Genomic DNA, 17,350 nt, shown 5'->3' with positions numbered 1-17,350 from the left:
CGACAGCGGCGCCGGATCAATTTGCAAGCAAACAGCATCCCGCGCAGTGAAAACCTGCGGAAACGATTACTTCCGCAGGTCTCAAAACTTCGTCACGTCAACGCCTTGCGAGTTCTTCACGGATGACTGCTCGGGCAAACCAGGCAATCTTCCAGTTTATGGCCCATTCGCATTGCGCAGGTAGTCGATTGCACGCTCCAGTGTGAAGAGCTGATTGTAGTGGGCCTCGGGAATATTGACCCCAAGTCGATCATGAAGGGCGACAACGAGATTGGCGAAATCCATCGAGTCGAGATCGAAGACTTCGCGAAGGTCGTCTTGGTCTTGCGCCGATGCGAGATCGGCCTCCGGCGCGATTTCGCCGATAAGCTCCAAAATGAGCGCTCTGATTTCGGCGTCGGTCATAGTGTTTCGGGCTCCTGCAAGAGACGCGCAATCGCGGCAAGATACAAGCCGCCGATATGGCCATCAGTTACCCTATGATCGGCCGCGAGACTGACGGTGACGAGCGGACGGCTCTCGATGCGCCCATTGACGACCCAGGGTCTCGCGACGACACGGCCAAATCCGATGATCGAAACTTGAGGAGGATAGATAATCCCGGTCACGGACTCAGCGCCTCGCTCGCCAACGTTCGTGACGGTGACCGTGGGCGACGTAAGTTCGGAGCTGCGTAAATTCCCTCGACGCGCGCGTTCGACGAGGTCGCGCATGGCCGCCATGAGTTCGGCGAGCGATTTTTTGTCTGCGTCGCGGATGGCTGGCGCAATAAGTCCGCCGCCACGCAGCGAAATCGCCCAGCCGACGTGAATGCTCTCGGAAGGCGCGAAGACGCCGTTTTCATAAGCGCCGTTGAGCCGCGGCTGCTCGCGCAAGGCAAGCGCCGCCGCCTTGAGAAAAAGCACAGCGGGTAGAAGGCGTTCGACGGGCGGCTTCTCGGCGTTGTAGCGCTCCATCCAAGACAAGGCGGCGTCGAGATCGGCCGTTTCAGTCAGGTAATAGTGCGGAATTTCGCGCTTGGAGCGGCTCATCGCCGCTGCGATCGCCCTGCGCATCTCAGCAAGATCGAGACCTCTTTTTGCCGGCGTTGGCGGCGAGGCGCTTGCCGCCGCTTCGACATCGGCAAGCCGAATCGAACCTTCAACGCCTGTCCCTCTTGCGATCGTGGCGACATCGAAACCGAGCGTCGCTGCGCGTCGCCGGGCCGCGGGCGTGACCTTCAATCTTTGAGCGAGCGGCGCGACCACCACTTGCGGCGTCGGCTTCAGGGCCGGCGTTACGGGCGTCGGCGCCGCGGCGATCGGTTGAACGGTGGGCGTTGGCACTGCGACCGCTGGTTGGACGGCAGGCGGCGGCGCCGCGCGCTCGGCGACGGCGATCTGCGCAAGAACCGTCCCGACTGGAACGCGCTCGCCGATCGGCACAAGAATGTTCGAGACGACACCCTGTTGGAAAACTTCGACTTCAATCGCGCCTTTTTGCGTTTCGACGACCGCGATGACGTCGCCGGATTTGACGTGATCGCCGGGTTTTACGAGCCATTCGACAAGGGTGCCGGACTCCATGTCGGCGCCGAGCGCTGGCATCTTAAACTCGCTCATGATGGTCGCACGAGCTCGCGCGCCACGGCGATAATCGTTGTAGCGTGCGGCAGGCATGCGTCTTCGAGATGCGCCGCATAAGGAACGGGAACTTCTCGCGAACATACGCGCCGCAACGGCGCGTCAAGTTCGAAGAAAGCCTCCTCGGCGATGCGCATGCCTATTTCGGCGGAGATGGAGCCGCTGCGCCAGCCCTCGTCAATTATGACGCAGCGTCTCGTCTTTGCGACCGAGTCGAGTATCGCCTTCATGTCGAGCGGTCTGAGCACGCGCAGATCGATGACTTCCGCGTCGATCCCCTCGGATGCAAGCGCGTCCGCCGCCTGCAGCGTTTTGAACAAACTACCGCCGTAAGTGATGAGGCTTACGTCTCGCCCGGCGCGGCGCGTCTTGGCGCGAGCGATGTCGACTTCTTTCAAGTCGGAAGGAAGATCGCTCTCCATATTGTAGAGCATGACATGCTCGAAAATAATCACCGGATTGGGATCGGCGAGCGCGCCCTTTAACATGAAACGCGCATCTTCAACGGTAGCGGGCGTCAGGACGCGCAACCCGGGAATATGCGCATACCAGCCTTCCAGGCTGTGCGAATGCTGAGCCGCAACGCGCCGCCCGCCGCCGGTCGCCATGCGAATGACGAGCGGCACCGCGAACTGGCCGCCAGACATATGCGGAATGGTAACCGCATTGTTGAGAATCTGGTCGAGCGCCAGCAAGCTGAAGTTCACCGTCATGATTTCGACGATCGGCCGCATTCCGGCGATGGCGGCGCCGATGCCCGCGCCGACAAAGGCGCTCTCGGAAAGCGGCGTGTCGCGAACACGGTCTTCGCCAAATTCCTCCAACAGTCCCTTCGTCACCGCGTAGCAGCCGCCGTAGCGGCCGATGTCCTCCCCCATCAGAAAGACGCGCGAATCGGAAAGCAGCGCCTCGCGAAGCGCCTGCTTGCAAGCCTCGCGATAAGTTGGCCGCGTGGCTGCGGCATTTGCCTGGGGCGCATTCACGAGGGAATCGCCTCCATCGTAACGAAGCGTTCAATCTCCGAAACCGGTTCGAGGCCGCCCGCCTCAGCGAAAGCGACAGCGGCCGCGATCTCTTTTTCAACCTCAGCTTCGATCGCCTCAAGCTCTTCGGGCTTGATCAAGCGATTTTCCTCAAGCCAAGTCTGAAAGCGGATGATCGGCCCCTTCTTTCGCCAGCCCTCCACCTCTTCCTTCGAGCGATAGAGTTGCGCATCGAACATGGAATGCGCTCGAAATCGATAGGTTTGGCATTCGAGGAAATAGGGATCGCTCTCGCTGCGAATTCGATCGACAGCGTTTTTTGCCGCGCTCTCAACGGCGACAACATCCATGCCGTCCACTTTTTCGCCCGCGACTCGATAGCTCGACGCCTTATGCACAAGATCTATATCGGCCTCCGCCCGCGCCTCCGCCATGCCCATGGAATAGAGATTGTTCTCGCATACGAAGAGAATGGGCAAACGCCAGAGCTTTGCGAGATTGAGCGTTTCGTGGAACTCGCCCTCGTCCACCGCCCCCTCGCCGAAGAAACAAGCCGTGACGGCGTCTCGTCCCAGCATCTTGTCGGCGAGCGCCACGCCGAGCGCCAACGGCAAGCCGCCGCCGACAATGGCGTTGCCGCCGTAGAAGCGATGCGCGCGATCGAAAAAATGCATTGAGCCGCCACGGCCGCGGCAACAGCCGTTGATTTTGCCCATCATCTCGGCCATCAGGCAGCCGGGATTGACGCCGCGAGTGAGCGCCTGACCATGCTCGCGATAAGTGGCGATGATGGCGTCCTGCGGCGTAAGCGCCTCGATGACGCCGACGGAGACCGCCTCCTCGCCATCATAGAGATGAAGAAAGCCAAGAATTTTCTGCGCCTGGTAAAACTCGACGCATTTCGCCTCGAATCGCCTGATGCGGATCATGGCTTTCAGAAGATGCAGCAGATGGGCGTGATCGAGATGGACCTTCTTGATCATCGCTCGTCACTCTCCAGCGTCGAAATATCGCCTTCTGGCAGGCCGAGTTCGCGCGCTTTGAGCAAGCGCCGCATGATTTTGCCGCTGCGCGTTTTCGGCAAATCGGCGCGAAATTCGATCTCCTTTGGCGCAACCACGGCGCCCAGCCGCTTGCGCGCATGCCCAAGCAGTTCCTTGCGCGTCGCGTCATCCGCCGCAAATCCGAATTTGAGAGCCACAAACGCCTTGACGATCTCGCCAGCGATAGGATCAGGCTTGCCGATGACCGCCGCTTCCGCCACGGCGGGATGCTCCATGAGCGCGCTTTCAACTTCAAAGGGACCGATCAAATGTCCCGAGGATTTGATCACATCGTCGGCGCGACCGACAAACCAGAAATAGCCGTCCTCATCGCAGCGCGCGAGATCGCCGGTCAGATACCACCCGTCCGCGAAGCACTTCTTGTAGCGCGCCTTCTCATGGAGATAGCCGCGCATCATCGACGGCCAGCCGCTTCTTAGCGCGAGTTCGCCTTCCTCGCCGGGCGTCTCGACAACTTCGACGCCTCCGTCAGCCATTCGCCTGACAATCCCGGCTTCAACGCCCGGCAGCGGCCGACCCATGGAGCCTGGCTTGATGTCCATGGAGGCGAAATTGGCGATCATGATGCCGCCCGTCTCCGTCTGCCACCAATTGTCATGGAACGGCAGGCCGAAGGCCTCCACGCCCCACACAACCGCCTCGGCGTTCAATGGCTCGCCGACGCTGGCGGCGAAGCGCAACGCGGAAAGCTCGTAACTCTTCACCTCGTCTGCGCCGAGCTTCATCATCATGCGGATCGCAGTTGGAGCGGTGTACCAGACGCTGACTTCTTCCTTCTCGAGCACTTGGTACCATGTCGGCGCGTCGAATTCAGCTTCGACGACAATATTGGTCACCCCATGCGTCAGTGGCGCGATAACGCCATAGCTCATGCCGGTGACCCATCCAGGGTCGGCTGTGCACCAAAAACGATCCTCGTCATGAAGATCGAGCGCATAGAGTCCGGTCGCGTAATGCGTCACCACGGCCTCGTGCGCGTGAATGACGCCCTTGGGACGGCCGGTCGTGCCGCTCGTGAAATGTAAGAGCGCCGTTTCTTGCGGGTCGGTGGGCGGTATTTCAAAGGCTTCGGAGGCGTCTTGCATCAGCTTGCGCCAGGAATGGACGTCCCGGCCGCTCTCATCGGCGTCGATGAGAATGACATGCTCAAGCTTTGGCAAACGCGCGCGCAGCGCTTCAACTTTGCGTCGATAGAGAGCTCCGGTCGTAATCAGAACGCGCGCCTCGCCGATCTCCATCCGCGTCGCGATCGGCTCTGGCCCAAAGGCGGAAAAAAGCGGCGTGACGACGCACTTCATCTTCATGGCGCCGAGAACCGCGAAATAGAGCTCCGGAACGCGGCCTAGCAGCACGAAGACGCTATCCCCCGCCTTAACGCCCAAGGACTGCAGGACATTGGCGAAGCGATTGGTGGCGAGCGCGAGTTCGCGATAGCAATAATCGCGATATTCGCCATTCTTCCCTATCCAACGCAGCGCCACCCGATCCGCGCGTGTCCCGTAAGCGTGTCGGTCCACCGCTTCATAGGCGATGTTCAAGCCCCTGCCCTGCGGCAAGCCGCTCAAGCCCTTGCGCGCGGCCTCCCAGCGAAAGGTCGCGCGCGCCGCCTCATAGTCGGCAAGGTTAGGCGAAACTACAAAAGAAGCGTGATCTTTGCGGATCGTCGCATAATAGGCGGCGGCGTCGGAAGCGCGCATTCGAACATTCCTGCGCCCGCCAACGCCTTTGCTTCAGCGCGCGGCGCTTTTCGAGCGCCCTTCTCACGTGGGACCCGGGTAAATTAAACTTAGGCAACAGTCTCCTGACGGGCAAGAAGCCAGAAGCCTTATTCAGGCGGTCGTCCATTTGCCAGAAATGGCCGCTTCGTCGGAAACGCGCCTCTCGACAAAGAACTCGGCCACATAGCTTCCAACTAGAAGCGTGGAGAAGCTTTGGCGCGCTCCGATGCCCGAACAGAGACCCCGCTGAATCGTTCAGGCTTGCCAATAATGCCAAACCGCCGCAGATTTGACCGCGCGCGGGTTAACTGGCGCACGCCGGCTTATCGCGTCGCCGCTATCGGTTATGGCGATGCGGAGCAGAGCTATCGCGGTTTCGAAACGTTGAGCGAGCAGTGCTGGAACGATCGGATCAGGTTGAACTGATTCCTGGCGAGCGCGATGTCCGCGAAGCTACGGCGAAGCACGCCGCCAAGGCGGACGCGCCGCTATGATCGGCATTATCGTCGCCCTGTTGAGCGTGCTTCTGCCGCTGGCGCATCTCGCTTTGAGCAAAGTTCCAAGAACTCGCGCTCGCGTCGTTCGTCTGCTTCTGCTCTACGCGCTGGTTCTCGATGTCGGCGTCATCGGTCTCCCACTGGGCTTCGTCCCTCACGTCTTTTTTCCGGATCAGACTGCGCGAAGCATCGGTTGGCCGCCAGGCAGCCCGTTTCAGTTCGAGGTGGGATTCCATGATGGAGCCTGGGGGCTTCTAGGTTTTCTCTGCATCTGGATCGGCGGCTCATTTTGGCTCGCCACGGGGCTTGGATGGTCATTCTTCATGATAGGGGCGACCTATGGTCACGTCATGCAGACGGTCCGCACCCATGACTATGCGCCATACAACTTTTTGACGATTTTTTCCGACGGCTTTATCGCCTTTTGGCTGTTACTGCTTCTTTATCTACGCCATCGTTGGGACGCCAACGACCATGATGGGAAATGAGGAGTCGAGGGAACTCAACGATGTCCCAATGATGCGCAGAGTCGCCCGCGCGCCGAATTTTTGATTATGATCGGCCATTAGGCAAAGGCGCGCCACGCTCCAACTCGACGTCACGAATGACGTTTGCGACACGATCAAAATGCTTCAGCATTTATTTTCCTTTGGCCGGATTGTAACAGGTCGACATAGGCCGACAGCCGTTCCGTGTGGTTGCTGTGCGCGCAAAGGCCTAAATGGCCATCCGGCCGCGCTACGAGAAGCGTAATTTCTTCGACGCCCAGCCTTTGGGCGCTTGCAGGCCTCAGGCGCGCGTCGCAGTCGACGACGCTGGAATTCGCTGTCAGGACGATCGTTGTTTCGAGGATGGGTTCACTCGATCGAGACCTCAGATCGCGGGCGACGCGCGCGAGTTCTTGCTCAGTCGTCGAAGCGCCTCCGATAAGGAATGCTACGTGCCCTCGGCGATTGAGATATTGGTGGAGCATGCCTGCGCCGCCGGTCGCAAACTCGACTTCGATACAGTCTGGCAGCCGCTGACCGGGCCAAATAAAGTCGTTTCGCTCGCCCAGAACGATTGGGGAGTTCGAATAGTCGATATCCAATTCCGCTTCCGCGACCGCCTCGTGGTGTCGCGATGCGGGGTCAATAAAGGCGGTGCGAATGTCCGCATCGCGCATGCGCCGCTCGTTCGTTCCCTTCACCATCTGGGCGCCGTCCGCTTCATCGCTGGAGGCGATAATCTTTTGCGCCACCGGTCGGCGCTCCGCGTCGTAGCTGTCCAGAAGCGCTTCGCCGCACTCGCCTGTCGAAACCAGCGCGAGCTTCCAGGCGAGGTTGAACGCATCCTGCAGCCCGCTGTTCATGCCGTGTCCCTGAACGGGGCTGCGGGCATGCGCCGCATCACCAGCGAGCAGCACGCGGCCGGAACGGTATTTCTGCGCCACTTTCGAGTGGCAGCGGAAGCGGGTCGGGTTGGCGATGTTTTCGAAGGAGGCATCAGGCGAATAGCGTAAGAGGGTGGCCGAAGCATCCGCCACGAGATCGGAATCCTCGGCGGTCGGCCTGAGATAGACCCGCCAGCGCCGGTCGGGGAGAGCGGTCAGGATGATGGGCGTCTCATCGAGATAAGCGTAATTGGCTTCGTAGGAAAACGGCCAGCGGCCGATGTCGGCTTCGAAGACCGCCCATGGTTCTTCGATATCGTGACCGTCCTGCCCTATGCCGGCGCGCGTTCGAACGGTGCTCCGATAACCGTCGCATCCGACGACCCAATGGGCGAGAATTCGCGTCTCTTCCTTCGCGCGTTTCACCGTCGCCAGGACGCCGTCGGCCCGCTCTTCCAAATCGACCAGCCGCGTCGAGCGCGTCACCATGCCGCCGAATCGTCCGAGGTAGTCCGTCAGGATGGATTCGGTGACTTCCTCGGAGACGCCTAGATTAAATGGATAGCGACTGCCGCAGAGGGAAAGATCAATGTCTCCCAGCTCCGCTCCGCTGGAATGAATACGAGCGCGGCGTTGCCGGACGCCGGCTTTCAGCAACCGATCGGCGATGCCCAAAGAATCGAATATTTCGATCGAACGAGGATGAACCACGGTCGCCCGATCCCAAGTCAGCGGCCTTTCGTGAATGTCAATGAGCAGGCAGTCCACCGCACGGCGCCGGAGTTCCGCCGCGAGCAGTAGTCCGGTGGGGCCCGCGCCCACGATGAGAATCTCCGCTTCTGTATCCACCGCGCCTCTCAAGCATGCCTCATCATGACCGATAATTTTTGGTCACCGGATTTGGGCGTGATCGGCGGCGGCGAGGCGTTTGAGGGCGTCGCGGTCTACCTTGCCGGTCGCGTTCATCGGCATTTCGTCGAGGACGACGATCTGCTCGGGCGCCTTGTAGCCGACGCGCGCACGCGCAAAGGCAATCAGTTCGCCTGCCGTCGGCGCCGGCGATTCCCGACGCAGAGTCACATAGGCCCGCACAGTCTCGCCATGCAGCATATCGTGGACGCCAATGACGCCGGCGCCGCCGACAGCGGGGTGTTCGAGCAGCGCGTCCTCGACTTCCTGCGGGCTGATGTTCGAACCGTCATGGACGATGATCTGCTTGGCGCGGCCGCAGAACCACAGCCGCCCCTCCGCGTCCGACTTCATCACGTCGCCCGTGTCGAACCAGCCGTCGCGCATCACCTCGCGGCTCGCCGCCTCGTCGCGCCAGTAACCACAGGACTGGGTGGCCGTTTTCGCCCACAGCCTGCCCTCGATCTCGGGCGCGGCCTCGGCGCCCGATGCGTCGCGGACCGAGAAGGAAAAGCCCGGGCTCGCCCGCCCGACCGAGCCGAGCGCGCCCGGCTCCTCGGGCGCATTGAGCGCGGCGAGGCCAAACTCAGTCATCCCGTAGCCTTCGCTGATCCGTTTGCCGGCGCGCGCGAATAGCTCCTTTTCGAGTTCGTCCGGAACCTTGTCGCCGGCCGAGCGGATCAGGCGCAACGATGCGAAATCCGCCGCCCCCATGTCGTGTTCGCGAATCAGCGTCAACAGTGTCACCGGCAGCATCGACATCATGCTGGGCCGCGTCGTGCGCAGGAGCGCGCCGATCTCGAGATGATCAAAGCTTCGCGCGACCGCGACGCTCGCGCCAGCCGAGAGCCCCGCCATCGCGCAGGTGAAGCCGCCGATATGCGAGCATGAGGAGGCTGGAAGCACCACGTCCGGGGCCGTGAGGCGGAAGGATTGCACGGCGCTCGAGAAGATCGCGGCGAGCGAGGCGCGGGTGTGCGTGACGCCCTTGGCCGGGCCGGTGCTCCCCGAGGTGAAGAAGATCGCCGCCGGCGCGCTCTCGACCAGCTCAGGCGCGGCGTCGAGCGGCTGGCCAGCGGCGAGACGCGCCAGGTCGCCTCCGTCCTCATCGTCGAAGCGGATGACGACCGGCAGTGCGCCCGCGCGGCTCGCCGCAAGATCCGTGTCGCGTTCGCGATGCGCGACGACCGCACGCGGCTCGCAGACGGAGAGCGCGTGATCGATTTCAGGCGGCGTATAACGATAATTGAGCGGCGTGGCGACGAGACCGGCGCGCTGGCAGGCGAGATAATGAGCGAACAGAAGGGCGCGGTTCGGCATTAATGAGGCAATGCGGTCTCCGGGCTTCAAGCCTTGCGCGAGATAGGCGCGCGCCAGCGCGCCAGCCTGGCGGTCGAGATCGCGGTAGCTCGTCGCGCCCGCATGCGACACAAGCGCCGGCCCGTCGGGCCGGGACGCGAGTCCCGCATCCAGAAGTTCGTCGAGGCGCTTGGTCGCCACGATAGGCGCGCCGGACAGGACCATCGTCACTCCTCATCGCATCGGTGGATCGCACGGCTGCAGTCGCTGGCTCCGCGCTGGGAACGCGGCAAGCGCGACGCCGTGGGCAGAACCCCGCGCGGCCACGAGCGTGCGCCGTGGCGGCATCGTAGGTCCTGCGGACACAGGAGTAAACGGCCGAGCCATCGACCGCGCTCGCGCAGATCGCCGATGAGCGCTTCGTTATGGTGATTTCGTCGTCCTTTTCGAGGGCGTGAGTTTATCGTCAATGGAATTACAGACGACTGATCTCAAGCAGCTCTTCAGTAATTTGCTCCTGCCTGAGGTGACGAAAACGCGCCGTGAGTTGATCAAGCATTTGCCGCACGTTATTGCGCGCCGTCGTCATCGCTTGCATTCGTGCGACATTTTCCGCCGCCAGCGAAAGCGCCACAGCTTCGCAAAGTTCTGCAAAAATATATTCTTCAGCCAGATTGGCGATCAACAGCTGTGGCGGAAGGTTCACGAGCGGCGGACGTAGGACGCGCGGCGCCGGGAAACGGGTAAGGTCGAGCGGTATCAGCGAGCGCGTAACGAGGACGTTTTCTCCGGCAGCCGCAGGCGCGCAATGAACGAGCGTGACGCGGGCGGTCGCGTCGACGGCAAGCTGGCCATAAAGCGCTTCCGCAATTCTTTCGGCGAGAATGGGCGCATCGTCCGCATGCGCCGCCATTGACGTCGACCAGGCGATCTCGATCCCGCGCTCGGCGGCGACCGTCACTCCCCTTTCGCCAACCAGGAAGAGCGACGCGCCCATACCCGTTTGCGTTGCCGCCGCGAGGACCCTTTCGTTGAAAGCGCCCACAAATCCTTGCTCGGCGCAAAAGGCGAGAACGATGTCACATGCTTTTGACGACGCGGCGCGCGACCGGCGCGTCCCTTGCTCTTCTTGCGCGAGGGCGAGCGCAACGCTGATCGTTTCCCCCAGCGTTCGAGCGTAAGCGCGCACGCCTTCGAGATTGCGGCGCGCGTCCTGGGCGCGCACGGAGGCAACACCGCGCATCGCGGTAAATACGCTATCGAGTTGCCGCGTCGCAGCGATGCGCTGACGGACGTCGTTGAGGCGATCGCCGCTCATGTCGGCGCCCCCTCATGCCGTCCCCGTTGGCGAATTTCATCGATGAGCGTTTTTGTCGCCGCCGTCAGCGACGCGAGCGAGGCGTCGGTGAGCGTCGCGCCAGTCTGGCATTCTGCAACAGCGGCGCTCGCGAGGCGATCGAGACGATCGGGAAGCTCCTCACGTAATGAGGGGATCGCCGCCGGCTCTAGAGCGTCAAGAGCTCCAACGTCGAGCGCCGCGAGTAGCGCCACCTGGTCGACCAGCCGCAGGATGGCGAAGCGAGGTTGGGTCAGCAGCGAGCGGATACGCTCGCCGCGCAGGATTTCACCCTTCACATGCGCCACCGACACGCCTCCGAAGCGACTGAACATCTCCAATTCAAGAAACTGGGAATATTGTAGCCGTAGTCTTCCCGACACGCGCCGCAGCGACTCGGGCTGCGCTTTGCCGCCCACGCGACTGACGCTGAGCCCAACGTCCACCGCGGGCCGCTGATTGGCGGCGAACAGGCGCGCGTCGAGGACAATTTGGCCATCCGTAATGGAGATGAGATTCGTCGGGATATAAGCCGAAAGATTGCCAGCATCCGTCTCCGCAATCGGCAGCGCCGTCAGTGATCCGCCTCCCCTGGACTTCGCGAGCTTGCATGCGCGTTCGAGAAGACGCGCGTGCAGATAGAAAATGTCGCCGGGATAAGCCTCGCGTCCCGGAGGTTCGCGGATGAGCAGTGCGAGCTCGCGATGTGTTGCGGCATGTTTCGTCAAATCGTCGAGAACAATGAGCGCGTGGCCGCCACGATCGCGAAAATACTCCGCGACGGCGAACCCAGCAAAAGGAGCAATCCATTGCAAACCCGGCGGACTGGACGCGGACGCCACGACAAATATCGTCTTCTCCGGCGCGCCATGGGCGCGCACTGCGTCTATTACCCGCTCGACCGCAGTCGCCCGCTGTCCGACGGCGACATAGACGCAAATGATGTCGGAACGTTTCTGACTAAGAATTGTGTCGACCGCGATGGAGGTCTTGCCGGTCGCGCGATCGCCCAGGATCAGTTCGCGTTGCCCACGACCAATCGAAAACATCGAGTCAATCACAATCAGTCCGGTCGCGACTGGTTCATTGACGAGGTCGCGATCAACGATGCTTGGCGCTTCCTGCTCGACGGGATGAAAGGCTTCGGCAATTACCGGCGCGCCGTCGTCAAGCGGCCGCCCAAGAGGATCAATCACGCGACCCAGTAATCCAGGTCCCACCGGAACGCGCGCCGTTTCTCCAAGACCGACGACCTTCGATCCCGCTTCAATCAATTGACTCTCATCGAGGAGCACGGCGCCGATGCGATCGACGTCGAGAACCGTCACGAAACCGACGCCGCCGTTCTCGAACCGCAGCAACTCGTTAAGGCGCGCCTGCTGCAATCCCGAGACAAACGCGACGCCGTCTGCGAAGCTTTCGACGCGCCCGATGCTTTCGGTTGAGGGGCCAATCGCCAATTTGGCGACCGCGGCTTTCTGCCGATCGAGCCATCCCGGCCAAAAGTCCTGGTCGGAAACGCCGGGCCGCAGATCAGCTGACGTCATTTGCGTCACGCTTCTCGAGTTCTTCGGCGATACGGGCGAGATCCGCCCGTAAGCTGTTGCGGATAGAGGTGTGGCGATTTTCGAGTTCGAGACCCGCGATGATGGAAGGGTCGACCTCCACGTCAAACACGAGCGGCCGACCGAAAGCAGCCTGCAATGCTTGGCGGCAGCTTTCCATCTCGCCCGGCGTCAACGCGCGTGGCGCTTTGAGTCTGGCCGTCTCGTCACGATCGAAATCTGTCTTTGCCTCGGGCGGCAGCGCGCAGGCCGCCTGCCGCAGACCATCGAAAAACCCGCTCACGCGAACCGAATACGGAAGCCGTTCGAGCAGTCGACGAGCGATTTCAGTCGCAAGTTTTGTCGCCGCCGCCATTTGCGCATGGCGGCCAATTTTCGTCTCCTGTTCAATGTGGGCGCGCGCCTCCCGGAGCAAGTCATTTGCCTCGGCGCGCGCCGAAGCGACGATGGCGTCTTTTTGAGTCTGCGCTTCGGCGGCGGCCGCGGTCAAAACCCGCGACCTTTCGGCCTCCATATTCGCAAGCCTCGTTTCCACTTGAGCCTGCGCCGCGAATGCGCTGGCTTTGGCCGCTTCCGCTTCGTCAAGCAGGCGCCGCACCGTCGCCTTGCGGGAGGCGATGACTTCGGCGACGGGTTTGAACAGGACCCGGCTCAAGAGCCAGATGAGGACGAGCGCGTTGATGGTCTGTAACGCAAGCGTCCACCAGTCTATGCGCATTGGACGAGCGCCCTATCTCACGAATGGATTTGCAAAGAGAAACAAGAGCGCTATGACAAGGCAATAGATCGCCATCGTCTCGATCATCGCCAAGCCCACGAACAACGTGCGCGACAGCACGCCCGCAGCCTCCGGTTGGCGAGCGATGGCGTCCATCGCCGCCGCGACGGCCCGACCTTCCGCCAACGCTGGCCCGATCGCCCCGAAGGAGACGGCGATGGCGGCCGCGAGCACGCTGATATTCTCAATCTGATCCATGATCTACTCCTTCTGACGGCGGCGTCGGTTCTTGTTTTTCGTCCTCGATCACTGCGGCGGCGGTAAACACCATTGCCAAAATAGTGAAAATATAAGCTTGAACCGCGCCGGTCAGCAGATCGAGCGCCATCAAAGGGATTGGCACGAGCAAGCCGGCGAGCGTCAGAACGATGCCGACAACAAAGACGCCGCTCATAACATTGCCGAAGAGACGCACGAACAATGAAAAAGTGTGCGTGATCTGCTCAACCAGATTGAGGGGGACCATAATCAGGCTTGGTTCGGCAAAGCTCTTGAGATAGCCGAGAAGGCCTCGCGTCTTAACGCCGTAGAAGATTGTCGCGGCAAACACCACGAGAGCAAGGGCCATGTCCGTCTCGAGCCGCGCAGTCGGCGGCTCCACGCCGGGGATGAGCGCTGACCAATTGGCGACAAGGATGAATAGAAACAGCGTCCCGAACAATGCGCGATAGGGTGCCGGATCGACGCGCATTATATCGCGCGTTTGAGCGTCGACCGTGTCGACGATAAGTTCCGCAATTAATTGAAGGGTTCGCGGCCGCGACTCGAGATGGGCCGTCGCGAGAATGCAAGCGGCGACAAGGAAAGCCATCAGCGCCCATGTGGTCACAACTGGCTTTGTTACTCCGATCGAACCTACATGAAAGGCGATCTGAAGCTCTAGTGGCGATGCAATCATGACAGCTTCCCAAAGCGTCGGGTCAACAACTGACGTCCAATCAGAATCCCCGCGGCGCCGGACAGAAGCGGCAAAGCGCCCAACTTGGCGAGCAGCAGCAGCGTGATCGCGAGCGCCGCAAATCGCAGCGCAAACATTAAAAGCGCCCGAGTTGCAGAACAGCGCTGTAATTCAGCAACATTGCGCCAAAGCGTCAGAAAATAGCAGTAACCGGCGATAGCGCCGACCGTCATCCCTGCGCCAACTTCAAGCGTCAAGGCTGGAAGAGAGCTTAACTCTATCAAGTCGATCATTGCCGAGACATCCATTTCCAGGCGAGCCACAATCCGAACGCCGCGCCCAGCATGACGGCGGGCGCGGAGAAAAAAACGCCCGACTTCATGGTTTTGTCCAGCCAACGGCCAGCCAACAGTCCGAGCAAGGCGGGAACGACAATCGTCCAACCAAGAACGCCAATCTGACCAAGCCGCCTGCCGAGCGACGGCTCCGGGTCGCGCCGGCCTTCACGATCTCGCGCGGCCGCTTTGCGCGCCGCGTCGGCGAGTCGCTCGGATGAGCTTCGTCCTTCTCGTTCGGTCATGACGCATCTCCCTCGCGATCGCCCAATCCCGTTGGCGCCAATCCGGCCGGCCGCAGGTAGCGAACAAGCTGACGCACCGCATAAGCATGCAGCCGTGTCTGCTCAACGCGCACGCGGCTGGCGAGGTCGGCGCGTGCGGCGGCGGCGATGCGCACTTCCGCCTCAAGCGTTTCGACATCATCGCCAAGGACGCCGTATCGACAAGCGACACGGATTTCGGCTCCATCCTTTACGGTCAAAACGCCGCCACGCACCGCGCAGAATCGTTCCACTTGCGCTTCAGTTCGCCAACGGAGGACGCAGGCCGGCAGCGTCGTCACAAAATCCGCATGCCCCGGCAGAACGCCAAATCCGCCGCTTGCATCTTCGGCGCGAAATGACGCCACGTCAGGGACATCAACGAGCAGCGTCGCAGGCGTCGCAATAACAAGTCGGAGTGCTCGGTTCAGTTCACTCCCCCTTTTCGAGATTGCGGGCGGAATCGTTAGCGCGCATGCGGGCAGCGCGTTCTTTTTCATGCGCCTCATCGAGCCCGCCGACCATATAGAACGAGCTTTCCAACCAGGCGTCGCAGTCGCCGGCCAAAATGGACGCGCACCCAGCGAGCGTGTCCGCGATCGCAACGGAATGGCCCGGCAGACCCGTAAAGGCCTCCGTGACCACGAAGGGCTGCGTCAGAAAGCGTTGCAGGCGTCTCGCGCGTCCCACCAACTTTCGATCCTCGACGCTCAACTCATCGACGCCGAGCAGGGCGATAACGTCTTGCAGTTCTCGATAATGTTCGATGACGCGGCGCGTTTCCGTCGCGACGCGCGCATGTTCGGCGCCGACGATAAGCGGATCCAGCAGCACAGAGGAGGAAAGGATAGGATCGATTGCAGGATACATGCCTTCCGCCGCCATTTGACGCGAGAGCACCACCATGCTGTCGACATGCGAAGCGATGGTCGTCACAGCCGGATCGGTGAAATCATCCGCAGGCACATATACCGCCTCAATCGCGGTCACCGCGGCGGAGCCAACGGAAGCAATACGCTCCTGCAACGCGGCGACTTCGCTTGCGAGCGTCGGCTGATAGCCGACGCGCGACGGCATTCGACCCAGAAGCCCGGAGACTTCCGCTCCTGCCTGGACAAATCGGAAGACGTTATCCATCAGGAGCAGGACATTCTGCTGGCGATCGTCACGAAAGAATTCGGCGATCGTAAGCGCGGTTAGCGGCGCGCGCCAACGTGCGCCCGGCGGCTCGTTCATTTGACCGTAAACAAGCGCGCAACGATCGAGAACGCCATAGCGCCGCATTTCGAGCAGCATCTCATGGCCTTCGCGCGAACGCTCCCCGACGCCAGCAAATACAGACAGGCCCTGATAGCGCGCGACCATGGCGTGGATCAGCTCCATCACGAGAACTGTCTTGCCGACCCCCGCGCCGCCGAACATCGCCGCCTTGCCGCCATGCGCGAACGGCATAAGCAGATCTATCGCCTTGATCCCCGTAGAAAATAGCGTCGTTCCAGCGCTCTGCCGGGCGAGTGGCGGCGGAGATCGGTGAATAGGCCGTCGCGGCGTATCGATCGGCAGGGGCGGTCCCTTATCGGCGACGCTTCCGGTGACGTCGATCAAACGGCCAAGCACGGCTTCGCCGACCGGCGTTTCGATGGGGCCGCCGAGCGCCAGCGCCCTCTGGCCACGCCTCAATCCGATCGTCGACTTCAACGCGATGGCGCGAACGGTCCGCTCATCGATATGCGCCTGCACCTCGGCTGGAATTGCTGCGCCTTCGTCTCTCTCAATCAATAGAGCATCTTCGACAGGGGGCAATCTTTGCGTGTGGAAGACGACGTCAATAATCGCGCCTCGCACCGCGGAAACAACGCCACTATTCTCCGGATCATTGGATGGCACCTGAGACTCCGCTTCGCTCTCTTGGGCGTGTGGGAGCTCATTTTCCACCGGCGCCTTCCCCCTATGAAACGCTAAGCGCTGTCCCGGCACAGCTTTACAACGCTATTCCGTGCCCCCGGCATGCAAACTCCGTAGCGACAAAGTTCAAATTGTCAGCCTAAGCGTCGGCGACGACCGGCCCGGATGCTCATCATACCACGGCCCAAATTGCGATATCGCCCGTGCAGGGAGTTGGCGCTAATTCTACGATAGATCGTTAATCGGGAGGTCGCCGCTTAGGGCGTTGTGACACTGTTGGGGATTTGCAATCTGTCGGCTTCGCAGACAGCCATGACCTTGGCAGCCAATTGCTTCCCACTGGCCAACCGTCCCGCGCCAAAGAAGACCCGACAGACAGAGCGCGGCAAGCTCATGCGCAACTTCCTCGACCGCCTTAATCCGTCCCGTGTTTTGGTAGGTATTCCGCCCCTCACCATGGGGCGGATGGGGAAGCTCATGGAGCAGATACCGACCTGCGACCTCTATGCGCTCAAAAGCAAGTGCGAGGACGCGAAGCGGCGCGGCTTCTCGTTCAGCAAGCGGTTCGGGCGGGAGATCAAGCCGAGCCCAGCATTAGACCGATCAAGTAATGCGGTTCGGGCTTTCTCGAGAGAGATGATCACGTCTCGTATTGCAGGAGACGCATCGAGTTCACCATTGATGATCTCGTCCACTCGCCGAGAGAACCCGCCAACCGATTTTCCGAATAGAACACCGAAGGTACGCAACAGACCACGAATCTCGTTTTCGATCTTCACCCGGGAGCGAACGAGAACTTCGCGTGC

At 61.3% G+C, this 17,350-nt stretch carries 17 protein-coding genes and 1 pseudogene; 1 reads left to right on the top strand and 17 read right to left on the bottom strand.

Annotated features, from left to right (window positions below; genetic code table 11):
* Window positions 1-156: 156 nt before the first annotated feature.
* The 5 genes from AB7I51_RS15380 to acsA are packed head-to-tail and all read right to left on the bottom strand — an operon-like array spanning window position 157 to window position 5,366.
* Window positions 157-405 (bottom strand): acyl carrier protein, encoded by a 249-nt coding sequence (locus AB7I51_RS15380; protein ID WP_428405190.1) that lies wholly within the window; start codon window positions 403-405, stop codon window positions 157-159.
* On the bottom strand, window positions 402-1,601 hold the full coding sequence (locus AB7I51_RS15375) for a dihydrolipoamide acetyltransferase family protein (protein ID WP_428405189.1): 1,200 nt from the start codon (window positions 1,599-1,601) through the stop codon (window positions 402-404). Before AB7I51_RS15375 ends, AB7I51_RS15380 begins: the two co-directional genes overlap by 4 nt.
* Window positions 1,598-2,605: an alpha-ketoacid dehydrogenase subunit beta gene (locus AB7I51_RS15370; RefSeq protein WP_428405188.1), complete on the bottom strand. Its 1,008-nt coding sequence runs from the start codon at window positions 2,603-2,605 to the stop codon at window positions 1,598-1,600. Before AB7I51_RS15370 ends, AB7I51_RS15375 begins: the two co-directional genes overlap by 4 nt.
* Entirely contained in the window at window positions 2,602-3,588 is a 987-nt protein-coding gene (gene pdhA / locus AB7I51_RS15365; RefSeq protein ID WP_428405187.1) for a pyruvate dehydrogenase (acetyl-transferring) E1 component subunit alpha, read from the bottom strand. Before pdhA ends, AB7I51_RS15370 begins: the two co-directional genes overlap by 4 nt.
* On the bottom strand, window positions 3,585-5,366 hold the full coding sequence (gene acsA, locus AB7I51_RS15360; RefSeq protein ID WP_428405186.1) for an acetate--CoA ligase: 1,782 nt from the start codon (window positions 5,364-5,366) through the stop codon (window positions 3,585-3,587). The genes pdhA and acsA overlap by 4 nt, the downstream gene beginning before the upstream one ends.
* A 511-nt stretch (window positions 5,367-5,877) precedes the next feature.
* Here acsA and AB7I51_RS15355 point away from each other — a divergent pair.
* On the top strand, window positions 5,878-6,372 hold the full coding sequence (locus tag AB7I51_RS15355) for a DUF6790 family protein (protein WP_428405185.1): 495 nt from the start codon (window positions 5,878-5,880) through the stop codon (window positions 6,370-6,372).
* A 134-nt stretch (window positions 6,373-6,506) separates the two neighbouring features.
* On the opposite strand, the gene AB7I51_RS15350 is transcribed toward AB7I51_RS15355, so the two are convergent.
* The 12 genes and pseudogenes from AB7I51_RS15350 to AB7I51_RS15295 all read right to left on the bottom strand — a co-directional run.
* A complete protein-coding gene (locus AB7I51_RS15350; RefSeq protein ID WP_428405184.1) occupies window positions 6,507-8,105 on the bottom strand; it encodes an FAD-dependent monooxygenase in 1,599 nt (532 codons plus the stop codon).
* Between the two features lie 42 nt (window positions 8,106-8,147).
* A complete protein-coding gene (locus AB7I51_RS15345; RefSeq protein WP_428405183.1) occupies window positions 8,148-9,689 on the bottom strand; it encodes a class I adenylate-forming enzyme family protein in 1,542 nt (513 codons plus the stop codon).
* Between the two features lie 250 nt (window positions 9,690-9,939).
* A complete protein-coding gene (locus tag AB7I51_RS15340; protein WP_428405182.1) occupies window positions 9,940-10,782 on the bottom strand; it encodes a F0F1 ATP synthase subunit gamma in 843 nt (280 codons plus the stop codon).
* Window positions 10,779-12,347 (bottom strand): F0F1 ATP synthase subunit alpha, encoded by a 1,569-nt coding sequence (locus AB7I51_RS15335; protein WP_428405181.1) that lies wholly within the window; start codon window positions 12,345-12,347, stop codon window positions 10,779-10,781. The genes AB7I51_RS15340 and AB7I51_RS15335 overlap by 4 nt, the downstream gene beginning before the upstream one ends.
* Window positions 12,334-13,083 carry a F0F1 ATP synthase subunit delta gene (locus AB7I51_RS15330; RefSeq protein WP_428405180.1) on the bottom strand — a complete coding sequence of 250 codons (750 nt, stop codon included), beginning with the start codon at window positions 13,081-13,083 and terminating at the stop codon, window positions 12,334-12,336. The genes AB7I51_RS15335 and AB7I51_RS15330 overlap by 14 nt, the downstream gene beginning before the upstream one ends.
* Before the next feature lie 12 nt (window positions 13,084-13,095).
* Complete coding sequence (locus AB7I51_RS15325; protein ID WP_428405179.1) at window positions 13,096-13,341, bottom strand: F0F1 ATP synthase subunit C; 246 nt, start codon at window positions 13,339-13,341, stop codon at window positions 13,096-13,098.
* Window positions 13,328-14,041, bottom strand: a complete 714-nt coding sequence (locus AB7I51_RS15320; protein WP_428405178.1) for a F0F1 ATP synthase subunit A — start codon at window positions 14,039-14,041, stop codon at window positions 13,328-13,330. The genes AB7I51_RS15325 and AB7I51_RS15320 overlap by 14 nt, the downstream gene beginning before the upstream one ends.
* On the bottom strand, window positions 14,038-14,334 hold the full coding sequence (locus AB7I51_RS15315) for an ATP synthase subunit I (RefSeq protein WP_428405177.1): 297 nt from the start codon (window positions 14,332-14,334) through the stop codon (window positions 14,038-14,040). The genes AB7I51_RS15320 and AB7I51_RS15315 overlap by 4 nt, the downstream gene beginning before the upstream one ends.
* Complete coding sequence (locus tag AB7I51_RS15310; RefSeq protein WP_428405176.1) at window positions 14,331-14,621, bottom strand: AtpZ/AtpI family protein; 291 nt, start codon at window positions 14,619-14,621, stop codon at window positions 14,331-14,333. The genes AB7I51_RS15315 and AB7I51_RS15310 overlap by 4 nt, the downstream gene beginning before the upstream one ends.
* Window positions 14,618-15,070 carry a F0F1 ATP synthase subunit epsilon gene (locus AB7I51_RS15305; protein WP_428405191.1) on the bottom strand — a complete coding sequence of 151 codons (453 nt, stop codon included), beginning with the start codon at window positions 15,068-15,070 and terminating at the stop codon, window positions 14,618-14,620. Before AB7I51_RS15305 ends, AB7I51_RS15310 begins: the two co-directional genes overlap by 4 nt.
* A 1-nt stretch (window position 15,071) precedes the next feature.
* Entirely contained in the window at window positions 15,072-16,616 is a 1,545-nt protein-coding gene (atpD, locus tag AB7I51_RS15300) for a F0F1 ATP synthase subunit beta (RefSeq protein WP_428405175.1), read from the bottom strand.
* A gap of 431 nt (window positions 16,617-17,047) precedes the next feature.
* Window positions 17,048-17,350 (bottom strand): annotated as a pseudogene (locus AB7I51_RS15295) (hypothetical protein); the annotation flags it as partial.

It is taken from the genome of Methylocystis sp. (assembly GCF_050246715.1).
Lineage (GTDB): Bacteria > Pseudomonadota > Alphaproteobacteria > Rhizobiales > Beijerinckiaceae > Methylocystis.
This window is presented reverse-complemented; position numbering and strand designations above follow the sequence as displayed.